Source organism: Janthinobacterium sp. MP5059B, assembly GCF_001758645.1.
GTDB classification, from domain to species: domain Bacteria; phylum Pseudomonadota; class Gammaproteobacteria; order Burkholderiales; family Burkholderiaceae_D; genus Janthinobacterium; species Janthinobacterium lividum.
Window position 1 is genome coordinate 36172 of sequence record NZ_LRHX01000019.1, and the last position, 24250, is coordinate 60421.

A 24250-nucleotide genomic window follows, 5' to 3' on the forward strand; every position below is an offset into this window, starting at 1 on the left:
GGGCATGAAAAATGCCGTTCAGCTGGCGCCGAGGGCATTCCTGTGCGCGGTGCTTCCGGCGGCTATCAGAACGTCGCCTTGAACTGCACCCCATATGTGCGCGGTTCGTTGATGATGCCCGTCAGGTTGTCGAAATCGATGGCGCCCAGCGACTGGATCTGGTTGGTGATGTTGCGACCGTAGGCGGAGATTTCGTATTTGTCCCATTTATAGCCGACGCGCAAGCCGCCTTCGAGCAATTCCTTGGCCTTGTATTCCTTCGCTTCATACAGGAAGAAATTGTAGCTGGTGCGGTAGGCCCAGTCCGTGTAGGCGTAGAACTCGCCATTGGCGAGGGGAATGCTGTATTTCAGGGTGAAGTTGGTTTGCCATTCCGGCGCGCGCGGCAGTGGGTTGCCGTCGATGTAGGCCGTGCCCTTGAACGGGCCCAGCGGGTCGGTGACGGTACAGCCGCTGGCCGGGTTGTTTTGCGCGTTGCCGCAGCTTTGCACGAACAGCTTCTTGTCCTGGATTTCCGTGTGGTTATAGCTGCCGCCCAGAGTCATGCTGAGCGAGTCGCTGAGGTTCGCCTGGAAATCGAGTTCCACGCCACTGCCCGTGGCCTTGTCGGCATTGATCAGCTGGTTCATATTGACGGCGCCACTGCCAGCCGTCAGCTGCTTGTCTTTTACACGGTACTGGAACACGGCCACGCTCAGGCGCGCGCGCTTGTCGAACAGATCCTGCTTGATGCCGGCCTCGACGGACAGCGCTTTCTCGGCGCCGGCAAACGAGGGGCGGTCGGCCAGGCCGTTCAGGCGTCCCTGCATCGACGGCGCGCGGTAGCCGGTGGCGATGCGCGCATAGGCATTGGTTTCCGGCGTCAGCACATAGGTGCCGCTCACGTCCCAGCTGATGTTGTGCGAGGTGTCGTTCAGGTTGAAGGGGCCAGCCGTGGTCGCTTCTACCCGCTTGGCGGAGAAATCCTTCTTGTCGGTCGTGTAGCGCAGGCCGGCGCGCAGTTTCAGGGCGTCCGAGACCGTGTAGTTGAGCGAGCCGAAGGCCGCGTACGACTTCGAACTCTGGTTTTGCGTGGCGTAGGCGCTGTTTTGCGGATTGCCGGGCGCCAGGCTGTCAAAGCTGATGCTGTCGATCTGGATATCTTCCTTGAAGTAGAACAAGCCGGCTATCCATTGCAGCGGGCCGCGGGCAGACGATTCGGCGCGGAATTCCTGCGAAATCTGCTTGTGGTTGGGGATCACGTCGGCCGTTTCCACGACGAAGGGGATGAAGCCCGGGCCCATCGGCGGAGCATACACGGCGCCATAGCCGCCGTCGACGTCGGCGCGGCTGAAGAAATCGAGTTTTTCGTAGCCGGTGATCGAATGCAGGGTGACGCCGGGCAAGTCCCATTTCAGGCGCATGCTGCCGCCCTTGGTTTTCAGGTGCTGGCGGTTGATGCCGTCGGTCGGGTAGTTATCGTAATCAAAGCCGTCGACCAGGTCATTGGTGCCTTGCTTGAGGATATTGGCGCGGAACAGCGTGGCCGTGCCGTCGAGGTTGCGCGCGTGCACGTTGAACAGGGCGCTGAAGTCGCGCGTGGGCTTGACCAGCACCTGCAGGCGGCCTGCGCTGTCTTCATAGCCTTCGAAGTCGCGCGTGCCGGTCGGGCGCGGGTTGTGCACGCGGTCGTCGCGGCGCTGTGTCTGTCCGGAAAAGCGCAGGGCCACCGTGTCGCTGACCGGCACGTTGAAGGCGCCTTCCAGGTTCTTCATGCCATCCTTGCCGAAGCCGCCGCTCAGGTAGCCCTCCGTCTTGAAGACGGGCTTGGCGGAATCGAACTTGATCACACCGGCTGGCGAGTTGCGGCCGAACAAGGTGCCTTGCGGGCCGCGCAACACTTCGACCTGGTCGACGTCAAACACGGGAAAACCTTTCAGCATGGCATTTTCCTGCACCACGTCATCCATCACCAGGCCCACGGGCTGCGAGGCATTCAGGTCGAAGTCGGTATTGCCCAGGCCGCGAATGTAGAAGCGGGGAAAGGTGCGGCCGTAATCCGATTCGACGGACACGCTGGGCGATCGGCTGTTGAGGAAGCGGATGTCGGCGCCGCCGGCCGTCAGGGTGTCGAGCTTGTCGCCTTTCAGGGTGGCGATGGACATGGGCACGTCCTTGATGTTTTCCGCGCGCCGCTGCGCCGTCACGATCACCGTTTCCAGCTGGCCAGGGCCGGCCTGTGCCGCCGGAGCCGCAGGCGCGTCGGCGGCTGGCGCCGGGATGCTGTCCTGTGCCTGCGCCATCGCCTGCAGGGGGAAGGCGGCAGTGATTGCCAGGGCAATCAGGGTGTGGCGTATTGTGCTGGCGCGTGTGCTGGCATGCGGTGTCATCATGAAACGGCTCCTGTCGGTGAAGGTTGTTGGGACGCTGCCAGCTGGCGCTGGCCAGCTGGACGAAAAATCATGCTAGCACGGAAAGTTTTGGTATTCATGCCATTTTCCAGCGACGGCTATTCATATCCGTTTCGACTGAATATACGAATAAAATCGTATTTGTCGTCAATATCTGGCGGGTGCATAGTGGAGTGCCGCCAGGCTTGCGCGTGCGCAAAAGTGGCCTGGCATGGGGATGGGCTTTCCTGCGGGAGCGCAAAAAGAGGGATGGTGTTTGCCGTGCTGCCCATGTCCGGACAGTGGAAATACAACAGCTGCCGCGGATTTTTTCGGCAGGGGCGTGTTGTTGCTGCGCGACAGGGGATGGTGCCAGTGGCGGCTATCTCCTGCGCGCGTCACGGGGGCATGCGTGGCGGCATGCCCATATCGGTTTAACGCTTAAAACTCTTCCCAATCGCCGGCCGTCACGGTTTCCGCTTGCGCCGCACGGTGTTTTGCCGGCGCTGCCTGGCGCTTGACGGTGCTGCTGGCCGGGGCCGGCACCAGGCGCAGCGGCTTGCGGCTGGCGCGCGCAGATGCTGGCGTGGGCGCCGCCACATGGCCGTCGTGCGTCTTGAAGATGCTCACCGTCTGCACCAGGTGGCTGGCCTGGTCGCGCAGGGATTCGGCTGCCGCCGCCGCTTCTTCCACCAGCGACGCGTTTTGTTGCGTGACGCTATCCATCTGGGCCACCGCCTGATTGATCTGCTCGATGCCGGTGGTCTGTTCCTGGCTGGCCATCGTGATGTCAGCGATGATGTTGCTGACGCGGGCGACACTGGCGACCACCTCGGACATCGTCGTACCCGCTTGCGCCGCCAGCCTGGCGCCCGCATCGACGCGGCTCACGGAATCGTCGATCAGCGTCTTGATTTCCTTGGCCGCGCTGGCGCTGCGCTGGGCCAGGCCGCGCACTTCGGTGGCCACGACGGCGAAGCCGCGGCCCTGTTCACCGGCACGCGCCGCTTCCACGGCGGCATTCAGGGCCAGGATATTGGTCTGAAAGGCGATGCCGTCAATGACGCTGATGATGTCGACAATCTTGCGCGACGATTCGCTGATCAGGTCCATGGTGCCCATCACTTGTCCCACCACGGCGCCGCCCTTGCTGGCGACGTCCGAGGCGGTCGTGGCCAGCACATTGGCTTCGCGGGCATTTTCCGCATTCTTGCGCACGGTGCTGGTGAGTTCTTCCATCGAGGAAGCGGTTTCTTCCAGTGAACTGGCCTGCTGTTCCGTGCGCAGCGACAGGTCGCTATTGCCGGTGGAAATTTCCGTGGCGGCAAGGGCTACCGTGTCGGAATCCTGGCGGACGGAGGACACAACCGAAGTCAGCGATACCTGCATGCGCTGCAGCGCGGACAGCACGCTGACGCTATCGTTCGGAGCGACGCTGAGTTTTCCTGTCAGGTCGCCGGCGGCAAGCAGGCTGACGGCGTCGCACAGCTGTTTCGGTTCGGCGCCCAGCGCCTTGAGCAGGTGACGCGTGATGAGCCAACCCGCCAGGGCCGCCAGCACGATGGACAGCAAGCTGGCGCCGATCAGGATATTCCTGTTGAGAATGTAGCGTTCGTTGTCTTCCTGCAGGATGAGAGCGGAGCGCTGGTCCGTCAGGGCGAAATATTCATTGCTGGCGGCGACGAGGGCGGCCAGCAGCGGGCGGCATTCCTCGTTCATCTTGACGATGGCTTGTTCGGTTTTCTTTTGCAGCGCCAGGTCCACGATGCCTAGGGCCACGGGAGCATAGCGTTTTTCGATGCTGTCGATCTTGTTGATGATGGCGCGCACCTCGTCCGATACCTCCGGCTGCTGTGCCAGCTGCAGCAGCTGCTGCATGTTCTTGACGACATCGGCGTGCGCCTGCATGACCTGCTTGCGTTCGATTTCCAGGTCTTCCGGCTTGGTGACGAGCACCAGGTTCCTGGCCGCCACGGCACGCATGTCGATCGCGTCACGCACGCGGTGCGCCGTATTGGCGCGGGCCGTGATGCCGTTGACATACTGGTCAAAGCCGGTGTTGAAGATGGAAAAACTGCGCACGGACAAGACCGAGATGCCGATGAGTAAAAAGACCAGCAGGCCGAAAGCCAGAGTGAGCTGGGTGCGTACGGTGAATTTATCCATGATGTCTCTCCCAAAAATACGTGCTGACGATTAGAAAGGGGGCTTGCGCGGGACGAGGGCAGGCGATTGCCTGGCAACGGGTCGTGGCCTGCGCAGTGCTTCTCTATCCAGAACACGGATTCGTGGTGTGAGGATTGCGTTACTTGAAAACCGATTTAAATAATTTATTTGTTTTATTTATTAAAATCATTTTCACATAAAAAATTCAGTAAATCAATGAGATTTTACGGACAAAAAAAACAACTTTTCGACATGCGCGGCTTTTTCCCGCGCCGGTGGAGCGGACGTGGGAAAAGCGTCCGAAGGGAGGCGGATCAGCCGGGAATCGGCGTGCCCTGGTGAAACGCCATTTGCCAGCGGCCATCGCGCCACTTCCACAGCGAACTGCGCAAGCTGGCGCTGGCGGGCAGGGCGCTGCTGGCGTGCCGCTGCGAGCGGTAGGTAACGAAGGCAACATCCTCGGCCAGCAAGCGGGCCTGGAAATCGCTGATGCTGCGCAGGCAAAAATCTTCTGCCGGCAGATCTGCCAAGGTCGCCGCGCGCGTCCAGAGATTGCCCGAGCTGCCGAATTCGACGAACTCGTCGGCCAGCAGTGCTGCCAGCCTGGCGCTGTCAGCACGCACCGCCTGGCTTTGCAGCGCCGCTTCCAGCGCCTGCAACTGCGCCGCCAGGTGTGCGTTGCCTTGCGGACTGTCCTGCGTGCGGTCCATTGCCAAGGTCTTCAGATGGGAAACGCGCCGGCGCCCGATACATTCAGGCAGGCGACCTTGTCGCTGGAAAAATACTTGATTTGTCCCAAGCCGATGGCGTAGCAGCCGTCGCTGAGCGGGAAAATGGGGCCGGTGAGTTTCTCACCGCTGGTCAGGGTCACCACCCACGGCGTGGTGGCCGGTTTGCCCGCGTGGGTCAGGGCGTGTTGTACCAGGTCTGACATGTTGCCTCCGTTGGAAATCAAAACCCGATGATAGCAGTGTCGCACCGCCGCTGGTTTGCCGCTACGCGGGCCTGGTGCCTTACGCGTCGGCCAGCAGGTTTTTCGGCAGGGCCACCGACACCAGCTTCCAGTGCCACAGGCCGTCGCGCGCCAGGGTCAGCTCGCCGATATGGCTTTTGCTGTGCGCGCGCTGCACCACGACGCTGTCCCAGGAGGTGTAGCGCAGTTTGTAGTCGGGTTTGGTAGTACGCTTGCGGCCGCTGATATCGCTGACCTTGGCGATCGGTTTTTCGTAGCGGTCATTGAGCTTCATCAAGGCGACGATGCCCTCGGGCATCAGCATGGTATCGAGCAAAGGGTCGATGACGTCGGGGTTGATGTCGTCGGCCACTTCCGGCGCCGAGAACAGGGCATGCAGTTGCTGCCCCAGGCTGCCGCGCAGCTGGGGCAGGTCGATATGCGCGGCCAGGGCCTGCGTATCCTCGTCCATCGTGGCCGCGCGTATCTTGTTCATGGTGAAATACGGGCTGCCATAGAAGACGCCGGCCAGCGCGACCAGTGCCACTACAGCAAGAAGCATCATTCTTTTCATTGTGCAATCTTTTGGATGCCTGGCGACCCGGTGCGCCTGAAGTGTTGGCATTCTACATAATATTTCCCAAAATCAATATAGAGGTTTAGGTAAGTGTTGTTTTAGATCAAGTTTCTTTAAAGTAATTCCGGCGGCAAGGTGATGTCCGTCAGTTTCCAGTCCCAGATGCCATGGCGGCGCAGCAAAAATTGGCTGGCGGCGGGGCCAGCGCCGCTGCGCCGCAGCACCACTTCGTTCCACGAGCGGTATGCCATGCCAAAGTCGTGGCGCTTGCCGTCCGCCCCCTGCTTGCCGTGCAGGATCAATACCGTAATGCCGGGCGGCGAGACGATGGTGTCGAGCATTTCCTTGAAGTCCTCTTCGTTGGCCGTTTCGCCGGCCGCCCGCAACTGGCGCGCCACGCTGGCACGCACGGCGGGCAGGTCGGCCTGCTGCGCCAGGTTTTCCAGGCGCACGGATTTCGCCGCGATGCTGATGCGGTACATGGCGATGTAGGGGCTGACCCAGGTGAAGCCGATGGCGGCAACGGTAAAAATGATCGCGGTGGCGTACTTTCTTTTCATGGTCCGTGTTTTTGTATGAGCTGTGCCGCCGTGATTTTACCCGGCCAGGGGTGGCGGATGGTGTAGCATTCGTGCCGGCGCGGACCATCGCGCCGCAATATTGAGGACAACCATGAATATCACTATCAATCAGGTGCTGCAGTCGTATATCGATCCGCTTACCGTCAGCGAATACGCGGCGCTCGAACGCAGCCTGCTGGCCGAAGGCTGCCGCGACGCGCTGGTGCTGTGGAACGACGTGCTGATCGACGGGCATAACCGCTACGCCATCTGCCGCCAGCACGGCATCGAATTCAAGACCATCCAGAACACCAGCTTTACCTCGCTCGACGATGTCATGCTGTGGATGATCGACAATCACCTGGCGCGCCGCAGCGTGTCGGACTTCCAGCGCGGCGTGCTGGCCCTGCGCAAGAAGGAAATCGTCGCCGCGCGCAGTCCGGCGCCCGTCAGTGCCCAGGATGCGCCGGACGGCGAAAACGCGCCGAAGCCGGCCATGAGCACGCGCGAAGAGGTGGCCAAGGCGGCCCGCTTGAGCAGCAACCAGATCAGCCAGATCGAGAAGATCCAGAAGGCGGCGTCGCCGGAACTGGTGGAAGCCGTCCGCTCGGGCACGATCTCCATCAATGCGGCGGCCACCGTGGCGTCCCTGCCGCCGGAAGAACAGGTCGCGGCCGTCGCCGGCGGCAAGAAATTATTACGCCAGGCGGCCAAGGAAATCCGCGAACAGCGCGCCGCCACGCGCACGCCGCGCGAGCCGAAGGCACCCCACGTGCCGCAGGATACGCCGGAAACGGGCAACGAGCCGTGGGCGGAAAACGCGGCGCAGGCGCCGTCCGAAGCGGAACGCCTGCGCGGCGAGATCGCCAGCCTGAAACAGAAAGTGGCGCAGCTGCAGGCGGAAAATACCGAATTGAACCAGCGCATCGCCGCGCTGATCGATGCATCCTGATTGCCGACTTGATTCTGGAGTAGTGCATGCTGCATAGCCGTACCCTGTTCGCCGCCATCGCCTGCGGCATCGTTGCCGTTCCTCCCGTGCTGGCGGCATCCAGTGCCGACATGGCCCGCTGGCAGGCGCAGGCCGCCAATGTCAGCATCGCGCGCGACACGTGGGGCGTGCCCCATGTGACGGGCAAGAGCGATGCGGATGCCGTCTTTGGCCTGATGTATGCCCAGGCCGAGGACGATTTCCCCCGCGTGGAACTCAATTACATCAACGCCACGGGGCGCCTGGCGGAAGTGGAGGGCGAGCGGGAGCTGTACCGCGACCTGCGCATGAAGCTCTTCATCGATCCGGCCGACTTGCAGGCGCAGTACCGCGCCAGCCCGGCGTGGCTGCGCAAGCTGATGGACGCCTTTGCCGATGGCCTGAATTTTTATCTGGCCACGCATCCGCAGGTGAAACCGCGGCTGATCGCGCATTTCGAGCCGTGGATGGCCTTGAGCTTCAGCGAAGGCAGCATCGGCGGCGATATCGAATCGGTCAACCTGGCGCAGCTCGAAGCGTTCTATGGCCAGCAAGCCAGGCCTGCCGCCGTGGCGCTGGCCAGCGTGGAGACCGGGTTGGATCCTGAACCCAGCGGCTCGAACGGCTTCGCCATCGCGCCCGCCATCACGAAAAACGGCCATGCGCTGCTGATGATCAATCCGCACACCTCGTTCTACTTCCGCCCTGAAGTGCAAGTCACCAGCGGCGAAGGCTTGAACGCGTATGGCGCCGTCACCTGGGGCCAGTTCTTTGTCTACCAGGGTTTTAACGACCGTCTCGGCTGGATGCATACCTCGGGCGGCGGCGATGTCATCGACGAATACCTGGAAAGCATCGTCGACCGGGATGGCGCATGGTTCTATCGCTATGACGGCGGGCTGCGTCCCTTGAAGGCCGTGCCCATCACCTTGCCATATAGACTGGCTGATGGCGGCATGGGCGCCAAAACCATCACCGTCTACTACAGCCACCACGGCCCCATCGTGCGCGCGCTGGACGGTAAATGGGTGGCAGTGCGCCTGATGAACGAGCCGTTGAAGGCGCTCATGCAGTCGTACACGCGCACCAAGGCGCGCGATTATGCGGCGTTCTACAAGACGATGGAGTTGCGCACGAATTCGTCGAACAACACGGTGTATGCGGATGCGGATGGCAATATCGCTTACTTTCATGGCAATTTCATCCCCGTGCGCGACCCGCGCTTCAACTGGAAGCAGCCTGTCGATGGCAGCGACCCGGCCACGGAATGGCAAGGGTTGCACACGGTGGCGCAAACCATCACCATGTTCAATCCGAAGAATGGCTGGATCCAGAACACGAACAACTGGCCGTATTCGGCGGCCGGCGCCAACAGCCCGCGCCAGCACGACTATCCCGCCTACATGTCCGTGTATGGCGAAAACGCGCGCGGCCTGCATGCCGTCAAGGTTTTCCAGAACAGGACGGGTTTTACCCTGGACAGCCTGATCGCCGCCTCCTACGACAGCGAACTGACGGCGTTCGAATCCTTGCTGCCGCCGTTGTTCGCGGCGTACGATGCGCTACCTGAGAATTCGCCGCAAAAGCTGGCGCTGGCCGACAAGGTGGCTTTGCTGCGTGCCTGGGACTGGCGCTATTCGCTGACGTCCACCGCCACCTCGCTGGCCGTGTTCTGGGGCCAGGAGCTGGCTGAGCTGGCAGGCAAGCAGGCGCGCGAGCAGGGCGTGCCCGTGGTCGACTTTATGGCGACGGACAAGGTCACGGCGCAGCAGCGGCTGGCCGCACTGGCCAGTGCGGCCGATAAGCTGCGGCGCGATTTCGGCAACTGGCAAACGCCGTGGGGCGAGATCAACCGCTACCAGCGCCTGACAGGCGACGTGGTGCAGCCGTTCGACGATGCGCAAGCCAGCCTGCCCGTGCCTTACGCGTCGGGCAACTGGGGCGCGCTGGCCGCATATGGGCAGAGCAGCAAGAGTACGACGCGACGCATCTACGGCGAGCGCGGCAACAGCTTTGTGGCGGCCGTGGAATTCGGCCCCCGCATCAAGGCGAAAAGCATCCTCGCCGGCGGCCAGAGCGGCGACCCGAAGTCGCCCCACTTCCAGGACCAGGCGGCCATGTATGCGCGCGGCGAATTCAAGGAGGTGCTGTTTTATCCCGAGGACGTGGCCAGGCACCTGGAGCGCAGGTACCGGCCGGGGGAGTGAACGTTGCTGTTCATGGCAACGATGTGTCGGATTACGCTTCGCTAATCCGACCTACGGTATCCCCTGGCATGTAGGTCGGATTAGCGGCGGTACGCCGCGTAATCCGACAATCCCCACCTCAAATCGCGTCGAGCGCCGTGCGCAGGTCGTGGCGCAAATCCTCGATATCCTCGATGCCCACCGACAGGCGGATCAAGCCGTCGCCTATGCCCAGTTTTGCCCGCTGTTCCGGCGGGATGCTGGCATGCGTCATCAGGGCGGGGTGTTCGATCAGGCTTTCCACGCCGCCCAGGCTTTCGGCCAGGGCAAACACCTCGCAGCGTTCGAGGAAGCGCCGCGCGCCGGCCAGATCCGTATTGAGATCGATGGAGATGATGCCGCCGAAACCATCCATCTGGCGCTGCGCCAGCGCGTGCTGCGGATGCGAGGCCAGTCCCGGATAAAACACCTTGCGCACTTCCTTTTGCTGCTCCAGCCACTGCGCCAGCGCCAGGGCGCTTTCGCAATGGCGCTGCATGCGGATAGCCAGGGTTTTCACGCCGCGCAGGGCGAGGAAGCTGTCGAACGGCCCGGCAATCGCGCCCACCGAGTTTTGCAAAAAGCCCAGCTGCTCGCGCCACTCCGCCTGGCGCTCTTCCGCGCCGACGATGGCGATGCCGCCGATGATGTCCGAGTGGCCGTTCAAATACTTGGTGGTCGAGTGCACGACGATGTCGAAGCCGTGTTCCAGCGGGCGCTGCACCAGCGGGCTGGCGAAGGTGTTGTCCGCCACGGCGATGATGCCCCGTGCGCGGCAGATGTCGGCAATCGCCCGCAGGTCGGCCAGTTTCAGCATCGGGTTGGTGGGCGTCTCCACCCACACCATTTTCGTTTCCGGGCGCAGCGCGGCCAGCAGGTTTTCGGGATTCGTCAGATCCACGTACGTGAATTCGTGGCCGGCAGAGCGCCGGCGCACGCGCTCGAATAAACGGTAGGTACCGCCGTACATGTCGTCGCCGGCGACGATATGGCTGCCCGCATCCAGCAATTCCAGCACGGACGAGATGGCGGCCAGGCCCGAGGCAAACGCGAAGGCCGCGCTGCCGCCTTCCAGGTCGGCCACGCAGCGCTCGAGCGCCCAGCGCGTGGGGTTGTGCGAGCGGCCGTAGTCGAGTCCCTTGTGCACGCCGGGGCTGTCCTGCACGAAAGTGGAGGTGGCGTAAATGGGCGGCATGATGGCGCCCGTCGACGGGTCGGGCGACTGGCCGGCGTGGATGACGCGCGTGGCGAGGCGGCTCTTGCGGGGAATGTGCTGGCTCAAGATAGTGTCCTGCGTAAGTGGTTGAGAAGGTCGAAGCGGGTGATCAGGCCATAGAAGGCAGTATCGTCGGCGACGACGGCCGTCAAGCCCCGGTCCAGGGTGGCGCGCAGGGCGGGCAAGCCGCTGGACGGCGCCAGGGTTTCGATCTGCGTCGTCATGGTGGCGCCCACCAGACCCGCGAAATGGGCGGCGTCGCCCGAGACATGCAGCAGCAAGTCCGATTCGTCGATAATGCCGACCAGCTGGCCGCCATCGATGACGGGCAGCTGGGCCAGGTCGCTGGCACGCATGCGGTTGAAGGCCGTCAGCAGGGTGTCGCCCGGCGCCACGCTGACGACATCGCCCTCGTCGTAGCGGCGCCCGATCAGGTCGCGCAAGTCGCCCGACACGGCCCGCTGCAACAAGCCCTGGTCGCGCATCCAGCCATCGTTATAGACTTTGGATAGATAGCGCGTTCCCGTGTCGCAGACAAAGGTGACGACGCGCTTCGGCGTGGTCTGTTCGCGGCAGTATTTGAGGGCGGCGGCCAGCAGGGTGCCCGTCGACGAGCCCCCCAAAATGCCTTCGGCGAGCAGCAGGGCGCGCGCGGAATCAAAACTTTCCTGGTCGCTGATGGTATAGGCCTTGGTGACGCTGTCCATGTCGGCGATCGAGGGGATGAAGTCTTCGCCGATGCCTTCGACGGCCCACGAGCCGCTCGTGTCCGATACCTTGCCCGTGTCGATGTATTCGGTGAGGATGGAGCCTTGCGGGTCGGCCAGCACGAATTCCAGCTTCGGCTGCGCCTTGCGGAAGTAGCGCGTCAGGCCCGTCAGGGTGCCGGATGAGCCGACGCCGACGACGATGGCGTCCACGTCATGGCCGCTTTGTTCCCAGATTTCGGGCGCCGTCGTCGTTTCGTGGGCCAGCGGATTGGCGGGATTGTTGAACTGGTCGGCAAAGAAGGCGCCCGGCAGTTCGCGCGCCAGGCGCGCCGCGTAATCCTGGTAGTACTCGGGATGGCCCTTGCCCACGTCCGAGCGCGTGGTGTGCACTTCCGCGCCCAGGGCTTTCAGGTGCAGCACTTTTTCCGTCGACATCTTGTCGGGCACGACGAGAATCACGCGGTAGCCCTTGATGCGGCCGACCAGCGCCAGGCCGATGCCCGTGTTGCCGGCCGTTGCCTCGACGATGGTGCCGCCCGGCTGCAAGCGGCCGTCGGCTTCGGCCGCTTCGATGATGGACAGGCCGATGCGGTCCTTGATGGAACCGCCGGGATTTTGCGATTCCAGTTTCAGGAACAGCTGGCACAGGCCCGTGTCAAGCCTGGTCACTTCGACCAGCGGGGTATTGCCGATCAGCTTGTATAGCGCTGGCGGCTGGGGTGGGGATGGCATTCGATCATTCATGGTGGCTCCTGTCAGAGAAACAGCCGCCCGGGATTGTGTCCCGAGCCGCCTTCCGTGCCGCGCAGTGTAGGCGGGTGGACGAGTGCGGCGAACGAATGTTTGCATGCTTGCATATGCGCTTTGCGCATATCGGCTGCAGCGCGGCAACAGCGTGCGCGCTTCGAGTATGCGCCGTTTTTTGCCCGCTTGCCGCACCAATGACACAACTATTAAGCTGCCGCAAGCCCGCCATTGCGATTTATAATCACGCCTCGAAAAGGAACTAAACAGTATCCTGAAAACCAGACAAACAGGGCAGGCGGCAGTGGCAAAACTTTATTTCCGGTATTCCGCAATGAACGCGGGCAAGTCGACGGCCTTGTTGCAAGTCGCGCACAACTATGAAGAGCAGGGCCAGCAGGTACGCCTGTACACGGCCGCCATCGACAGCCGCTACGGCGTGGGGCGTGTCACCTCGCGCCTGGGCCCGCAGCGCCAGGTCGATATCTTCCATGCCGACACGAATTTCCTCAACGATATCCCCCAGGTCGCCTGTTTGCTGGTGGATGAGGCGCAATTTCTCAGCACGGCCCAGGTGCAGCAGCTGCACCAACTGGCGCAAGTGAAGCGCGTGCCCGTCATCTGCTACGGCTTGCGCACGGATTTCAAGGGCGAACCGTTCCCCGGCTCGGCCTATCTGCTGGCGCTGGCCGACGATATCGAGGAATTGAAGAATATTTGTACTTGCGGCAAGAAGGCCACGATGAACATCCGCGTGGATGAGCAGGGCCGCCGCATCAAGGAAGGCGAACAGATCAGCATTGGCGGCAACGAGAGTTACCGCCAGGCATGCGGGCGCTGTTTCTACTCGTAAATCTACTCGTAAATTATTCGGCGACTGGCGCGCCTACATCGGCATCGTCCGCCAGCGCCAGATCGCCCCGCTCGAAGGCGGCCAGGATGTCATTGGCGCGCGCCACGTCGTGTTCGCGCACCAGCACGCGGGCGCCGCCGATGGCGGCTGCCAGCAGCATGTCGGCCTGCATGTGCTGGTCGTCCGTCAGCAGCACGTCGATGCCGGCCGCTGCCAGGCAGCCGCGGATGACGTGCGCATCCGTGGGGATCATCAGCCGGGCAATTAAAACGTAGTCGTCGTGCATGGTCTATCCTGGCGCGGTGGTATGCGCCATCTTAGCACCGGACCCGCTTTTACAGCTTGAACACGCCTACCACCTGGTTCAGCTCCTGCGCCTGCTCCTGCAAGGCGTCGGCGGCCGCGGCCGCTTCTTCCACCAGGGCCGCATTCTGCTGGGTTACCTGGTCCATCTGGGCGATGGCCTGGTTGACTTGCTCGATGCCGCTGCGCTGCTCTTCGCTTGCCTGGGCGATTTCGGCCATGATGGTGCTCACTTGCTGCACGCTGGCCACCACGGTGTCCATGGTGGCGCTGGCCTGGCTCACTTGCGCGTGGCCCAGGTCCACCGTGCTGGCGGATGCCTGGATCAGGTCCTTGATGTCTTTCGCCGCTGCCGTCGAGCGCTGCGCCAGGGTGCGCACCTCGGTGGCGACGACGGCAAAGCCGCGTCCCTGCTCACCGGCGCGCGCCGCTTCCACGGCCGCGTTCAAGGCCAGGATATTCGTCTGGAAGGCGATGCCGTCGATGACGCCGATGATGTCGGCGATCTTGCCCGACGAACTGCGGATGGCATCCATGGTGCTGGCCACTTGCGCCACGGCGGCGCCGCCTTCTGCTGCCAGGCTGGAGGAGTCGTGCGCGAGCCGGCTTGCCTGCTGGGCATGGTCGACGTTCTGGCGTACGGTGGAACTGAGTTCTTCCATTGAGGCGGCTGTTTCTTCCAGCGAACTGGCTTGCTGTTCCGTGCGGCTCGACAAGTCCAGGTTGCCGCTGGCGATTTCACCGGATGCCGTGGCGATCTGCCCGGCGCTGCCGCGCACATTGCTGACCACTTGCGACAAGTTGTCGCTGATGCGGTTCATGGCGAGCAGCAGGCGGCCGATTTCGTCCAGGCTGCTGGTATCGAGGTGCACCGTCAGATCGCCGGCGGCAATCTGCGCGGCGGCCGTTTCGGCGGCGGCCAGCGGGCGCGACACGAGGGTGCGCACCAGCCAGTACAGCAGCAGGGCGAAGACGAGCAGGGCGATGAAGCCGGAAATGGCCAGCTGGTTGCGCATCTGGCGCGCTTCCAGGGTGATTTCGTCCGTAAACGTGCCGCCCGCGATGATCCATTGCCAATCCTTGAATTGACGGTAAAACAGCTGCTTTTCGCGCGCGAGGGCAGCCGTTTCGCCGGGCGCCGTCCACGTGTAGCGCGTGGCGCCGTCCTTTTGCGCCAGCATTTCCTGGATGAACAGGCGGCCGTCGCTGGCCTTGAACTCGAGCGCGCTCTTGCCTTCGCTGTTCGGGTGCAGCACCAGGTGGCCGTAGTTGGCGCCGGGGGCCGTGTCGACGATATAGATGTAGCCCGTCTGGCCGATCTTGACCTGGCGAATCTTCTCTTTCAGCATGGCCAGATTCTTGCTGATGTCCAAGCCGATGAACAGCACGCCGACCACCTTGCCGCCCGCATCGCGCACGGGATCATATTGCGTGATGTATTGCTTGCCAAATAAGGTGGCCATGCCAACGAAGCGCTGGCCGGCGCGCAGCGGCGCATAGCTGGGGTGGTTGTGGTCGAGCTGCGTGCCGATGGCCCGTTCGCCATCCTGCTTTTTCAGCGAGGTGCTGATGCGCACGAATTCATCGCCATTGGCGGCAAAAATGGTGGCGATCACGCCCGTTTGCGCCGTGTAGCGGTCGACCACGGCCGTGTCGAGGTTGAGCACCTTGCCGCCGTTGGCCAGGGCGGGCGTGGCTTTGCCGGCCACGGCCACCATCGCACCCGCGTCGACCGTGAACGGGCCGGGAAATTCGGCAGCGAACAGGCGCGCAAAGCTGGCCGCCTCGTTGACCATGGCCGTGTGAAACACTTCCGTGGTGGTCATGACGCTATTGAGTTCGCTGGTGACGGCCGCTTCGGCGCGCTGTTCCAGCGCAGCCGAGGTGCGGATGCTGATCAAGGTCGTCAGGCTGGCGAGGATCAGGCTGACCAGGGCAAAGGTAAAAATGGTGATCTTGCCGCCGACACTCCAGTGGCGGGGGGAGAATGATTTTGTAGGCATAGTGTGAGTCTGGCAAAGGGTAATCAGCTCGGCCATTCCTGGTCATGACATGACACGCGGGGAGGTGATCTGGTGGGGAATACTGTTGAAACTGAGGCGCGCCGGCGTTGGGAGCCGCGCACAGGCAAGCTGGATTTCAGGGCGCGATGATAGCATGTTGCTTGCGTTTTGTTACTAAGTGTTTCCCGCAGGAATCAATTTTTCGCGTAAAAACATCATCCGTATCAAGGATTATAAAAATGGCCTATTGACTTTTTCGATTTCAATGGAGCGTTTGATCTTTGGCGCCGAGGGGCGATGTAATTTTTCTCACGAATGTTTCACTTTGTAATGAATGAGACGCCGCCTTTAATTCGCGTTTAAGCTTCCAGGAAGAAACTGATATTCCATGGGAGACTGCCAGGCCGTATCCTGTAGAATAATATGCAGACCAGTCGTGTATTCCCCTTACTGTCTTGCTGGCTGGCGCATGCATGGCTGCGCCGCCTGGAATTGATTCAACTAATTTTCGGAGAAGCCGATGAAGAAGCAAATGATGCTGGTCACCCTGGTGCTTGCCCTGTCAGCCCACGCTGGCGCAGCCCAGACGGACAAGAGCGCCGCTCCTCCGCTACCCATGAAGCCGCTGGCCCAGCAAACGCAGGCCGCCTTGTGGGCATCGCGCGTATTGACACGCGTCCATTACAAGGCCATGCCGCTCGACGACGCCATGTCGGAGAAGATCTTCGACCGCTATTTCAAGTCCCTGGACGCGGAAAAGCTGTTTTTCGTGCAAGCCGACATCGACCGTTTCGCGCCCTTGCGCACCAAGCTCGATGACGCCATCATCAATGAAGACCTGACGGCGCCGTTTGCCATCTATAACCTGTACCAGCAGCGTTTCGACGAGCGCATGGCGTATGCGCGTGAATTGCTGAAAACCAAGTTCGACTTTACGGCCGACGAGAGCTACCAGCTCGACCGCGAAAAGGCCGCCTGGCCGAAGAACGACGAGGAAGTGCGGGACCTGTGGCGCAAGCGCGTCAAGAACGACTGGCTGCGCCTGAAACTGGCGGGCAAGGAAGACAAGGCCATCCGCGAGACGCTGGACAAGCGCTATGAGAGCTACACGACCCGTGCGCGCAAGCTCAACAGCGAAGACGTGTTCCAGATCTTTATGAACTCCTACGCCATGTCGATCGAACCGCATACCAATTACCTGGGGCCGCGCGCTTCGGACAATTTTGACATCGCCATGCGGCTGTCGCTCGAAGGCATCGGCGCCGTGCTGCAGACGCGCGACGAATACACGGTGGTGCGCGAAGTCGTGCCAGGCAGCCCGGCCGGCTTGTCGGGCAAGCTGAAAGTGGGCGACCGCATCGTCGGCGTGGGGCAGGGCGAAAGCGGCCCCATCACCGAAGTGCTGGGCATGCGCATCGACGACGTGGTGCAGCTGATCCGCGGCGCCAAGGATTCCGTGGTGCGCCTCGACATCCTGCCGGCCGACGCCGGCCCGGACGCCAAGCACGTGGTCTTGCCGCTGGTGCGCAAGAAAATCAGCATGGAAGAGCAGGCGGCGAAGAAATCGATCATCGAAGTGCGCGACAATGGCGTCAAGCGCCGCATCGGCGTCATTTCCCTGCCGACGTTCTACCAGGACTTCGAAGCGCGCCGCCGCGGCGACAAGGACTTCAAAAGCGCCACGCGCGACGTCAGCCGCTTGCTGGCCGAGTTGAAGAAGGACAAGGTCGACAACGTCCTGATCGACTTGCGCAACAATGGCGGCGGATCGCTGAATGAAGCCGTCGAACTGACGGGCCTGTTCATCGACAAGGGCCCTGTCGTGATGCAGCGCAATGCCGAAGGCAAGGTCGAAGTGGAAAGCGATACCAGCGCCGGCCTGGCCTGGGATGGCCCGATGGGCGTGCTGATCAACCGCGGCTCGGCATCCGCTTCCGAAATTTTCGCCGCCGCCGTGCAGGACTACGGCCGTGGCGTGATCATCGGCGAAGGCAGCTTTGGCAAGGGCACGGTGCAGACCTTGTTCAATCTCGACCGTTTCGGCGGCAGCGAGAAAGCCCGTTTCGGCGAGCTGAAAATGACCATCGCCCAGTTCTTCCGCATCAATGGCGGCACCACGCAGTTGCGCGGCGTCACGCCTGACATCAAGCTGCCAGCCATGTCGGACGCGGAAAACTTCGGCGAATCGAGCTATGACAATGCCCTGCCATGGGTAGCCATCAAGCCGGCGCCCTACATGCCGACGGGCGACCTGAAGGACATCGTGCCGCTGCTGGACAAGAAGCATGATGCGCGCGTGGCCAAGGACAAGGATTTCCAGTATTTGCTCGATGACATCGCCCTCGTCGTCAAGCAGCGCAAGGAAAACCAGATTTCGCTCAATGAAACCGTGCGTCGCAAGGAGCGCGATGCCCAGGAAGCGCGCGCCAAGGCCCGTGAAAAACGCCTGATCGCGCAGATTTCGAACCCTGCCGACGACCTGGTGGTCATTCCTGATCCGAAAGACGTGCTGAAGGGCGCGAAAGCGGCCAACAAGACGGCCAAGCAGATTGCCGCCGTGAAAGGCGCCTTGCGCACCGACGATGGCTTGCAGGGCGACGAGCGGGCCCTGAGCGCGGAACTGGACGCTGAAACGGCCGCGAAGAGCGCCAAGGACGTGCTGCTGAACGAAGCGGCGCGCATCCTGGCAGACGAAGTGGCGCTGATCAAGGCCGATACCCGCCTGGCGTCCAAGGTCTTGCCGTATGGCGCGGACACCAAGGCAACACCGGTGACGGCGGCAAAGTAAGGCTTTTCACGCAGTAAAAAACCGGTTTCTTGCGGAGCCGGTTTTTTTTCGCCCTGTCAGTTATCTGTCTGGTGTATTTCTATCATTCCAACAATCAATTGGATTGATATGCCGCGATGCAGCATAATTCACTTGTCTCCTCTATTCTCCTCCAAGAAAATAGATTCAGCCCGCTCTTTGTAGCGGGCTTTTTTTTGTCTCAGATTTTGTGCGTGGGCAGTTGCACGTCGGGCTGGCCAGCCAGCAGGGCCGTGATCCAGCCGGCAAACGCTTGCAGCTTGGGCGTGGCCAATCGGCCTTGCGGCGTCAGCAGCGACATGGGCATGGGCGTCGGCGAACAGCCGGGCAGCACGGCCACCAGGGCACCGCTGTCGAGGTGCGCGCGCACCTGGTACACGGCCGCCTGTGCCAGGCCCAACCCTTGCAGGGCGCAATCGACGCTGGCGTCCGCGTCGTTGACGGCGATGGGGCCGGCCATCTGTACGCGCACGACCTCCTTGCCTTGAAGAAAATCCCAATCGAAGGCGCGCCCCGTGCGGCCCGAGTAATGCATGATGCCCCGGTGCGCGGCCAGGTCGGCCAGGGTGTGCGGCGTGCCGTGCCGCGCCAGGTAGGCAGGGGACGCGCAGGTGACGAAGCGCATCAGGCCGACCTGCTTGCCGATGAAGGCGGAATCTTGCAAGGTGCCCACGCGCAAGGCGCAATCGATGCCTTCTTGCGTCAGGTCGACCAGGCGGTCTGTCAGACTCAGCTGCAATTGCACGTCTGGCCAGGCGGCGTGGAATTGCGCGATATGGGGAATGATCAGGCGCCGGCCCACCGTATTGGGCAGGTTGATGCGCAGCAAACCGCGCGGTTTTTTCGCGTCAGGGCCACGGAAGGCCAGTTCCGCCGTGTCGACGGCCTTCAGGATATCTAGGCAATGGCGAAAGTACTCGGCCCCTTCCGGCGTCAGGGACAAACGGCGCGTGGTGCGCTGCAGCAGTTGCGTGCCCAGGTAGGCTTCCAGCTTTTGCAGGGTGGCCGTCAGCGCTGCGCGCGGCAAATTCAAGGTTTCGGCCGCCTTGGAAAAGCTGTTGGCTTCGACGATGCGCACGAAGGTCTGCATGGCCTTGATCTTGTCCATGGGATAGCTTTCATTGTTCATATTATGTGAAAAGTGTAGGGCGATTATGCCCTAATTATCTTTGCCCCGGCTTTGCATAAAATAGCGACATCCCTATCGAACCGAGGAAACAACATGAACAAGGCCTCACCTTCTGCTCCCCACGACATTGCGCCCGCCATGGTGCTGCTGCTGGCCATCGCTTCCGGCCTGATCGTCGCCAATCTGTATTACGCACAAACCCTCGTCGGGCCGATCAGCGCTTCGACTGGCCTGTCGGCCAAGGCGGCCGGGCTGATCGTCACCCTGACGCAAGTGGGCTATACCCTGGGCCTGCTGTTTGTCGTGCCGCTGGGCGACTTGCTGGAAAACCGCCGCCTGATCATCACTGCCTTGTTGGTGACGGCCACGGCCCTGGTGATGGCGGCCCTTTCCACGGGCGCCATCGTGTTTCTCGCTGCCGCGCTGGCCATCGGCCTCGGTTCCGTGGCGGCGCAAGTGATCGTGCCGTTTGCCGCCCACCTGTCGCAGGAAGCGACGCGTGGGCAGACGGTGGGCAAGGTGGTCAGCGGCTTGTTGCTGGGCATTATGCTGGCCCGTCCAGTGGCCTCGCTGGTGGCGGCCCATGCCAGCTGGCATGTGGTGTTTGGCGGCGCCGCCGTGCTGATGGTGCTGCTGGCGCTCGTGCTGCGCCGCGCCTTGCCCGTGCGCCAGCCCGTGTCGAACATGCGTTATCCGGCCTTGATGGCGTCCTTGTGGCATTTGCTGCTGGGCACGCCCGTGCTGCGCCGCCGCGCCGCCTATCACGCTGGCTTGTTTGGCGCCTTCAGCCTGTTCTGGACCGTCACGCCGCTGGTGCTGTCCAGCCCCGCGTTCGGCCTGTCGCAAACGGGTATCGCCATCTTTGCCCTGGTGGGCATGGCAGGCGCCGTCGCTTCGCCCATCGCCGGCCGTCTGGCCGATGCTGGCCACACCTTGCCAGCCACGGCCGCTGCGCTGGCGCTGGGCATCGTCGCCTTTGCCTTGCCGATGCTGGCGCCGGAGTCAAAACATGTGGCGCTGGGGCTGCTGGTCGTCGCTTCCATCGTGCTCGACATGGGCGTGGCCGCCAACCTGGTGCTGGGACAGCGCGCCATCTTCAGCCTGGGCGCGGAAGTGCGGGGCCGCCTGAACGGCCTGTATTTCGCCCTGTTCTTTGCCGGCGGCGCGGCCGGCTCGGCCATTGGCGCCTGGGTGTACGCAAGTTATGGCTGGCAAGCGACCTTGTTGACAGGCATGGCGTTTCCAGGCCTGGCCCTGCTGGTGTGGCTGGGAGAATTTTTACCGCAAGCCACACGCCGCACGGCGTGAAACCCTGATGGCGCCTCGTTATCACTGACAGGTATTTCTATCATCATGAAGATAAAGTGGCGTGATATGCCGCGATGCCGCAAGATGCATTTGTCTCCTCTATCTCCTCCAAGGAAATAGATTCAGCCCGCTCCCGCAGCGGGCTTTTTTTTTGCCTGTTCAGATTAAATCACCACCAGATCGAGCGCTCGCATGAAGTTGGCCGCCTGCGCATGCGTGATGACGGCGCCCTTCAGCAGCGCCGCTTCGCTCAATTTGAAACCGTCGATATCGGCGCCGCGCAAGTCCGCGCCCTGGAACTTCGCCAGCTTGATCGTGGCGTTGCGCAGGCTGCCGCCTTCGAAGACGGCGTCGCGGAAATCGCAGCCGGCCAGGTAGGCGTCGGAAAAATCCAGCTGTTTGAGTATCGCCTTGCGGAACGAAAAGCCGCGTAGATCGGCGCCCACCAGCAGGCTGTCTTCGAAGGTGAGGCCCAGGTGGGCCACTTCCTCGAACGCGGCGCCCGTCAGCTTGCAGCCGCGGAACGTGACCGAGGCCAGCTTGGCGCGCCGCCATTTCGTGTTGTTCAGGTCGCAGCCTTCGAAGCTGGCGTCGACGGCGTCGACGGATTCGAAATCGGCGCTGCCCGCGCGGCAGCGCCGCCACGTGCTGCGCGCCAGCTTGCTGGCGAATAAGTTGGTGTCGGCAAAGGTGCAGCGCTCGAAGGTGCAGCCCTGCAAATCGAGGCGCGACAAGTCTTCGCCGTCGAACGCGCAATCGATGAAGTGGCGCACGGGCAGGGCCAGCTGCTGCTCGATGCCGGTCCGGTCCAGGGTCATGCCAGTTACTGCGGTGTCGTGTGTTGCCATCCGTCTCATTCCTAAAATAGAAAGCAGGGGAGGGATGGCGCGGCGGAAAGATGCACGAACCAGAACACCTCCCCGGCTGGTGTAACAGCCAAGGGTCAGCGCCGTGGGTCCGCGTGGGCGGGAGCATGCTGGACGGTGCCAGGCACTTACCGGGTTACCAACCGGTGCGCTCATTTTCGATCAGCGCGTATTGTAGCTTGTCCGAATCGGCCTTGCCAGTTTGCGCAAGGCCGGGTTAGTATCTTCTCAGGCGCAGCCACTGCGCCAACGTCGCTCGGACGGATCCGGGCGCTTACGTACAGAGATAACCATGACCGACAGCCAAGCTCCGCGCAGCTTTTCGCGCATCAATCGCCTTCCCCCCTACGTTTTCAATATCACCGCCGAACTCAAGATGGCCGCGCGCCGCCGTGGCGAGGACATCATCGACATGTCGATGGGCAATCCCGATGGCGCCACGCCGGCCCACATCGTGGACAAGCTGGTCGAGACGGTGAAACGCCCCGACACGCACGGCTATTCCGCATCAAAAGGTATTCCCCGTTTGCGCCGCGCCATTGCACACTGGTACAAGAAGCGCTACGAGGTCGACATCGACCCGGACAGCGAAGCCATCGTCACCATCGGCTCGAAAGAGGGCCTGGCCCACCTGATGCTGGCGACGCTCGACCGTGGCGACACGGTGCTGGTGCCCAATCCCAGCTATCCGATCCACATTTGGGGTGCCGTCATCGCGGGTGCCGACATCCGCTCCGTGCGCATGGGGCCAGGCGTGGATTTTTTTGCCGAGCTGGAACGGGCGATCCGCGAAAGCTACCCGAAACCGAAGATGATGGTGTTGGGCTTCCCGTCCAACCCGACCGCGCAATGCGTGGAGCTGGAATTCTTTGAACGGGTCGTCGCGCTGGCGAAACAGCACAATATTCTGGTGGTGCATGACCTGGCGTATGCCGACATCACTTTCGATGGCTGGAAGGCGCCGTCCATCATGCAGGTGCCCGGCGCGCGCGACGTGGCCGTGGAATTTTTCACCATGTCGAAAAGCTACAACATGGCGGGCTGGCGCATCGGTTTCATGGTGGGCAATGCGGAACTGGTGGCGGCCCTGGCGCGCATCAAGAGCTACCACGACTATGGCAGTTTCACGCCCGTGCAGGTGGCGGCCATCGCCGCGCTGGAAGGCGACCAGAGCTGCGTGACGGAAATCTGCGCCCAATACCAGCGCCGCCGCGACGTGCTGGTGAAAGGCTTGCATGAAGCGGGCTGGATGGTGGAAAAACCGAAGGCCTCGATGTATATCTGGGCGCATATCCCGCAAGCGTACCGCCACCTGGGATCGCTGGAGTTCGCCAAGCTGCTGCTGCAAAAAGCCAAGGTCAGCGTGTCGCCCGGCATCGGCTTCGGCGAATACGGCGACGAATACGTGCGCTTCGCCCTGATCGAAAACGAGGCGAGGGTACGGCAAGCGTTGCGCGGCATCAAGAATATGTTGCGTTCCGGCGACGCAAAAACGGAAACGGCAATGTAAAAGTTGCCGCATGGAATTCTTCGTTGCCCTTAATATCACCGTTGCGTATTTCTGACATCACGAATATAAAGTGGTTTTATATGCTGCAACGCGGCATCATTCATCTGTCTCCTCTATCTTCCTCCAAGGAAATAGATTCAGCCCGCTCCCGCAGCGGGCTTTTTTTTGCCCAATTGCCTTCCCGGTTTTACCGCCGGGAACTGTGCACCGGCAATACGCTGCACAAGACCGCCATCGCATGACTTTTGTCATCGTCCACCGCGCTGGTCGCTGTCACCATCCCAAGTTGCATATATTGTCGCGTCAAACGCCGCCATGGGAGCGTCATGAACGATTGGCATCTGGTGAATCTGTTTATTCCAACGTTATTGCCCCTCGTCTTTTTGAGTGCCTTCTTTCTTTTTGACTTGTCCACGACGGAAAAGGCGCGGGCCAATCCGCTGGTTGCCATCAAGGATGGCCAACTGTCGTGGGCGGGGCTGGGCATGTGCGTCAACGGGCTGTATGAACTGCAGCATCCTGCAGCCGGCAAGGTGGTATCCCAATTGTGGAGCACGAATACGTTCTGGCTGGTGGTCGCCGTGCTGGTCTTTCATGCGCTGATTGCGGCGGCAGGACCTGTGTTTCCGACGAAAAAGTGTGGTTTCACCGGTGGCTTGAAAACGCTGCGCCACTATCGCGTGTTGCTTGCCTCTGCGATACTTACCATCGCGGCCGGATGGCTATACTCGGACATCCACTTGACAACACAGGGTTAACCTGACTAACCTGAAGCAAACAGGGACTTCGATCATGGCACAATTAGTTCATCAATTCTTGCAAGATGAAGAGCGCAGCCGCAACCTGGTTGCGGCGGTCGGCACGAGCGCGGGAGTGATTTTGCTCACCTTGTCGATACTCAATACCTTCCTTTCCCGTTAATTTGTCCGCTAATCAGGTGCTGCCGCCGCTCGCAGGCGGCATGTTGGTATGCGTGCGGCTGC

The 24250-nt window shown here is 61.9% G+C and carries 20 protein-coding genes; 8 read left to right on the forward strand and 12 right to left on the reverse strand.

What is annotated here, in order from left to right; translation table 11 throughout:
• Positions 1-65 precede the first annotated feature (65 nt).
• From JAB1_RS23055 to JAB1_RS23080, 6 genes are all read right to left on the reverse strand, one after another.
• Positions 66-2369 carry a TonB-dependent receptor gene (locus tag JAB1_RS23055; protein WP_070282050.1) on the reverse strand — a complete coding sequence of 768 codons (2304 nt, stop codon included), beginning with the start codon at positions 2367-2369 and terminating at the stop codon, positions 66-68.
• 441 nt (positions 2370-2810) lie between these two features.
• Positions 2811-4535, reverse strand: a complete 1725-nt coding sequence (locus JAB1_RS30580) for a methyl-accepting chemotaxis protein (protein ID WP_070281943.1) — start codon at positions 4533-4535, stop codon at positions 2811-2813.
• A gap of 314 nt (positions 4536-4849) precedes the next feature.
• A complete protein-coding gene (locus tag JAB1_RS23065; protein WP_070281944.1) occupies positions 4850-5245 on the reverse strand; it encodes a nuclear transport factor 2 family protein in 396 nt (131 codons plus the stop codon).
• A gap of 11 nt (positions 5246-5256) precedes the next feature.
• Entirely contained in the window at positions 5257-5469 is a 213-nt protein-coding gene (locus JAB1_RS23070) for a hypothetical protein (RefSeq protein ID WP_070281945.1), read from the reverse strand.
• Between the two features lie 79 nt (positions 5470-5548).
• Positions 5549-6052 carry a DUF2939 domain-containing protein gene (locus JAB1_RS23075; RefSeq protein WP_217494318.1) on the reverse strand — a complete coding sequence of 168 codons (504 nt, stop codon included), beginning with the start codon at positions 6050-6052 and terminating at the stop codon, positions 5549-5551.
• A 125-nt stretch (positions 6053-6177) separates the two neighbouring features.
• Entirely contained in the window at positions 6178-6624 is a 447-nt protein-coding gene (locus JAB1_RS23080) for a DUF2939 domain-containing protein (protein ID WP_070281947.1), read from the reverse strand.
• Positions 6625-6736: 112 nt separating this feature from the next.
• Between JAB1_RS23080 and JAB1_RS23085 the strand changes: the two genes are divergently transcribed.
• On the forward strand, positions 6737-7576 hold the full coding sequence (locus tag JAB1_RS23085) for a hypothetical protein (protein WP_070281948.1): 840 nt from the start codon (positions 6737-6739) through the stop codon (positions 7574-7576).
• A 26-nt stretch (positions 7577-7602) separates the two neighbouring features.
• Positions 7603-9801, forward strand: a complete 2199-nt coding sequence (locus JAB1_RS23090) for a penicillin acylase family protein (protein ID WP_070281949.1) — start codon at positions 7603-7605, stop codon at positions 9799-9801.
• Between the two features lie 118 nt (positions 9802-9919).
• Here the strand turns inward: JAB1_RS23090 and JAB1_RS23095 are convergent, their stop codons facing one another.
• Positions 9920-11101, reverse strand: coding sequence for a PLP-dependent aspartate aminotransferase family protein (locus tag JAB1_RS23095; protein WP_070281950.1), 1182 nt, complete (start codon positions 11099-11101; stop codon positions 9920-9922).
• Positions 11098-12477 (reverse strand): cystathionine beta-synthase, encoded by a 1380-nt coding sequence (locus JAB1_RS23100; RefSeq protein ID WP_070281951.1) that lies wholly within the window; start codon positions 12475-12477, stop codon positions 11098-11100. Before JAB1_RS23100 ends, JAB1_RS23095 begins: the two co-directional genes overlap by 4 nt.
• Before the next feature lie 316 nt (positions 12478-12793).
• Between JAB1_RS23100 and JAB1_RS23105 the strand changes: the two genes are divergently transcribed.
• Positions 12794-13342 (forward strand): thymidine kinase, encoded by a 549-nt coding sequence (locus JAB1_RS23105; protein WP_070281952.1) that lies wholly within the window; start codon positions 12794-12796, stop codon positions 13340-13342.
• 13 nt (positions 13343-13355) lie between these two features.
• Here JAB1_RS23105 and JAB1_RS23110 read toward each other — a convergent pair whose 3' ends face one another.
• Together JAB1_RS23110 and JAB1_RS23115 are read right to left on the reverse strand one after the other, a co-directional pair.
• The gene (locus JAB1_RS23110; protein ID WP_070256715.1) at positions 13356-13628 is read right to left on the reverse strand and encodes a DUF2007 domain-containing protein; all 273 of its coding nucleotides are present in this window, start codon (positions 13626-13628) and stop codon (positions 13356-13358) included.
• A 49-nt stretch (positions 13629-13677) separates the two neighbouring features.
• A complete protein-coding gene (locus tag JAB1_RS23115) occupies positions 13678-15648 on the reverse strand; it encodes a methyl-accepting chemotaxis protein (RefSeq protein WP_070281953.1) in 1971 nt (656 codons plus the stop codon).
• A gap of 520 nt (positions 15649-16168) precedes the next feature.
• Between JAB1_RS23115 and JAB1_RS23120 the strand changes: the two genes are divergently transcribed.
• Positions 16169-18436, forward strand: a complete 2268-nt coding sequence (locus JAB1_RS23120) for a carboxy terminal-processing peptidase (RefSeq protein ID WP_070281954.1) — start codon at positions 16169-16171, stop codon at positions 18434-18436.
• A gap of 199 nt (positions 18437-18635) precedes the next feature.
• On the opposite strand, the gene JAB1_RS23125 is transcribed toward JAB1_RS23120, so the two are convergent.
• Positions 18636-19562, reverse strand: a complete 927-nt coding sequence (locus JAB1_RS23125) for a LysR family transcriptional regulator (protein WP_070282051.1) — start codon at positions 19560-19562, stop codon at positions 18636-18638.
• A gap of 114 nt (positions 19563-19676) precedes the next feature.
• Here JAB1_RS23125 and JAB1_RS23130 point away from each other — a divergent pair, with 114 nt between their 5' ends.
• Positions 19677-20891 carry an MFS transporter gene (locus JAB1_RS23130; protein WP_070281955.1) on the forward strand — a complete coding sequence of 405 codons (1215 nt, stop codon included), beginning with the start codon at positions 19677-19679 and terminating at the stop codon, positions 20889-20891.
• 164 nt (positions 20892-21055) lie between these two features.
• On the opposite strand, the gene JAB1_RS23135 is transcribed toward JAB1_RS23130, so the two are convergent.
• The gene (locus JAB1_RS23135; RefSeq protein ID WP_083299903.1) at positions 21056-21709 is read right to left on the reverse strand and encodes a pentapeptide repeat-containing protein; all 654 of its coding nucleotides are present in this window, start codon (positions 21707-21709) and stop codon (positions 21056-21058) included.
• A 340-nt stretch (positions 21710-22049) separates the two neighbouring features.
• On the opposite strand from JAB1_RS23135, the gene alaC reads away from it, so the two are divergent.
• From alaC to JAB1_RS30585, 3 genes are all read left to right on the forward strand, one after another.
• On the forward strand, positions 22050-23267 hold the full coding sequence (gene alaC, locus JAB1_RS23140; RefSeq protein ID WP_070281957.1) for an alanine transaminase: 1218 nt from the start codon (positions 22050-22052) through the stop codon (positions 23265-23267).
• A gap of 326 nt (positions 23268-23593) precedes the next feature.
• Positions 23594-24025, forward strand: coding sequence for a hypothetical protein (locus tag JAB1_RS23145; protein WP_070281958.1), 432 nt, complete (start codon positions 23594-23596; stop codon positions 24023-24025).
• 34 nt (positions 24026-24059) lie between these two features.
• Complete coding sequence (locus JAB1_RS30585) at positions 24060-24188, forward strand: hypothetical protein (RefSeq protein WP_257217274.1); 129 nt, start codon at positions 24060-24062, stop codon at positions 24186-24188.
• The last annotated feature ends 62 nt before the right edge of the window (positions 24189-24250 follow it).

Bases quoted from the DNA above. Each gene is read 5' to 3' on its own strand.
- JAB1_RS23110 (WP_070256715.1), bottom strand. From the start codon at position 13,628: ATGCACGACGACTACGTTTTAATTGCCCGGCTGATGATCCCCACGGAT.
- JAB1_RS23080 (WP_070281947.1), bottom strand. From the start codon at position 6,624: ATGAAAAGAAAGTACGCCACCGCGATCATTTTTACCGTTGCCGCCATC.
- JAB1_RS23085 (WP_070281948.1), top strand. From the start codon at position 6,737: ATGAATATCACTATCAATCAGGTGCTGCAGTCGTATATCGATCCGCTT.
- JAB1_RS23115 (WP_070281953.1), bottom strand. From the start codon at position 15,648: ATGCCTACAAAATCATTCTCCCCCCGCCACTGGAGTGTCGGCGGCAAG.
- JAB1_RS23135 (WP_083299903.1), bottom strand. From the start codon at position 21,709: ATGACCCTGGACCGGACCGGCATCGAGCAGCAGCTGGCCCTGCCCGTG.
- alaC (WP_070281957.1), top strand. From the start codon at position 22,050: ATGACCGACAGCCAAGCTCCGCGCAGCTTTTCGCGCATCAATCGCCTT.
- JAB1_RS23055 (WP_070282050.1), bottom strand. From the start codon at position 2,369: ATGACACCGCATGCCAGCACACGCGCCAGCACAATACGCCACACCCTG.
- JAB1_RS23130 (WP_070281955.1), top strand. From the start codon at position 19,677: ATGAACAAGGCCTCACCTTCTGCTCCCCACGACATTGCGCCCGCCATG.
- JAB1_RS23145 (WP_070281958.1), top strand. From the start codon at position 23,594: ATGAACGATTGGCATCTGGTGAATCTGTTTATTCCAACGTTATTGCCC.
- JAB1_RS30585 (WP_257217274.1), top strand. From the start codon at position 24,060: ATGGCACAATTAGTTCATCAATTCTTGCAAGATGAAGAGCGCAGCCGC.
- JAB1_RS23065 (WP_070281944.1), bottom strand. From the start codon at position 5,245: ATGGACCGCACGCAGGACAGTCCGCAAGGCAACGCACACCTGGCGGCG.
- JAB1_RS23070 (WP_070281945.1), bottom strand. From the start codon at position 5,469: ATGTCAGACCTGGTACAACACGCCCTGACCCACGCGGGCAAACCGGCC.
- JAB1_RS23090 (WP_070281949.1), top strand. From the start codon at position 7,603: ATGCTGCATAGCCGTACCCTGTTCGCCGCCATCGCCTGCGGCATCGTT.
- JAB1_RS23120 (WP_070281954.1), top strand. From the start codon at position 16,169: ATGAAGAAGCAAATGATGCTGGTCACCCTGGTGCTTGCCCTGTCAGCC.
- JAB1_RS30580 (WP_070281943.1), bottom strand. From the start codon at position 4,535: ATGGATAAATTCACCGTACGCACCCAGCTCACTCTGGCTTTCGGCCTG.
- JAB1_RS23075 (WP_217494318.1), bottom strand. From the start codon at position 6,052: ATGATGCTTCTTGCTGTAGTGGCACTGGTCGCGCTGGCCGGCGTCTTC.
- JAB1_RS23125 (WP_070282051.1), bottom strand. From the start codon at position 19,562: ATGGACAAGATCAAGGCCATGCAGACCTTCGTGCGCATCGTCGAAGCC.
- JAB1_RS23100 (WP_070281951.1), bottom strand. From the start codon at position 12,477: ATGCCATCCCCACCCCAGCCGCCAGCGCTATACAAGCTGATCGGCAAT.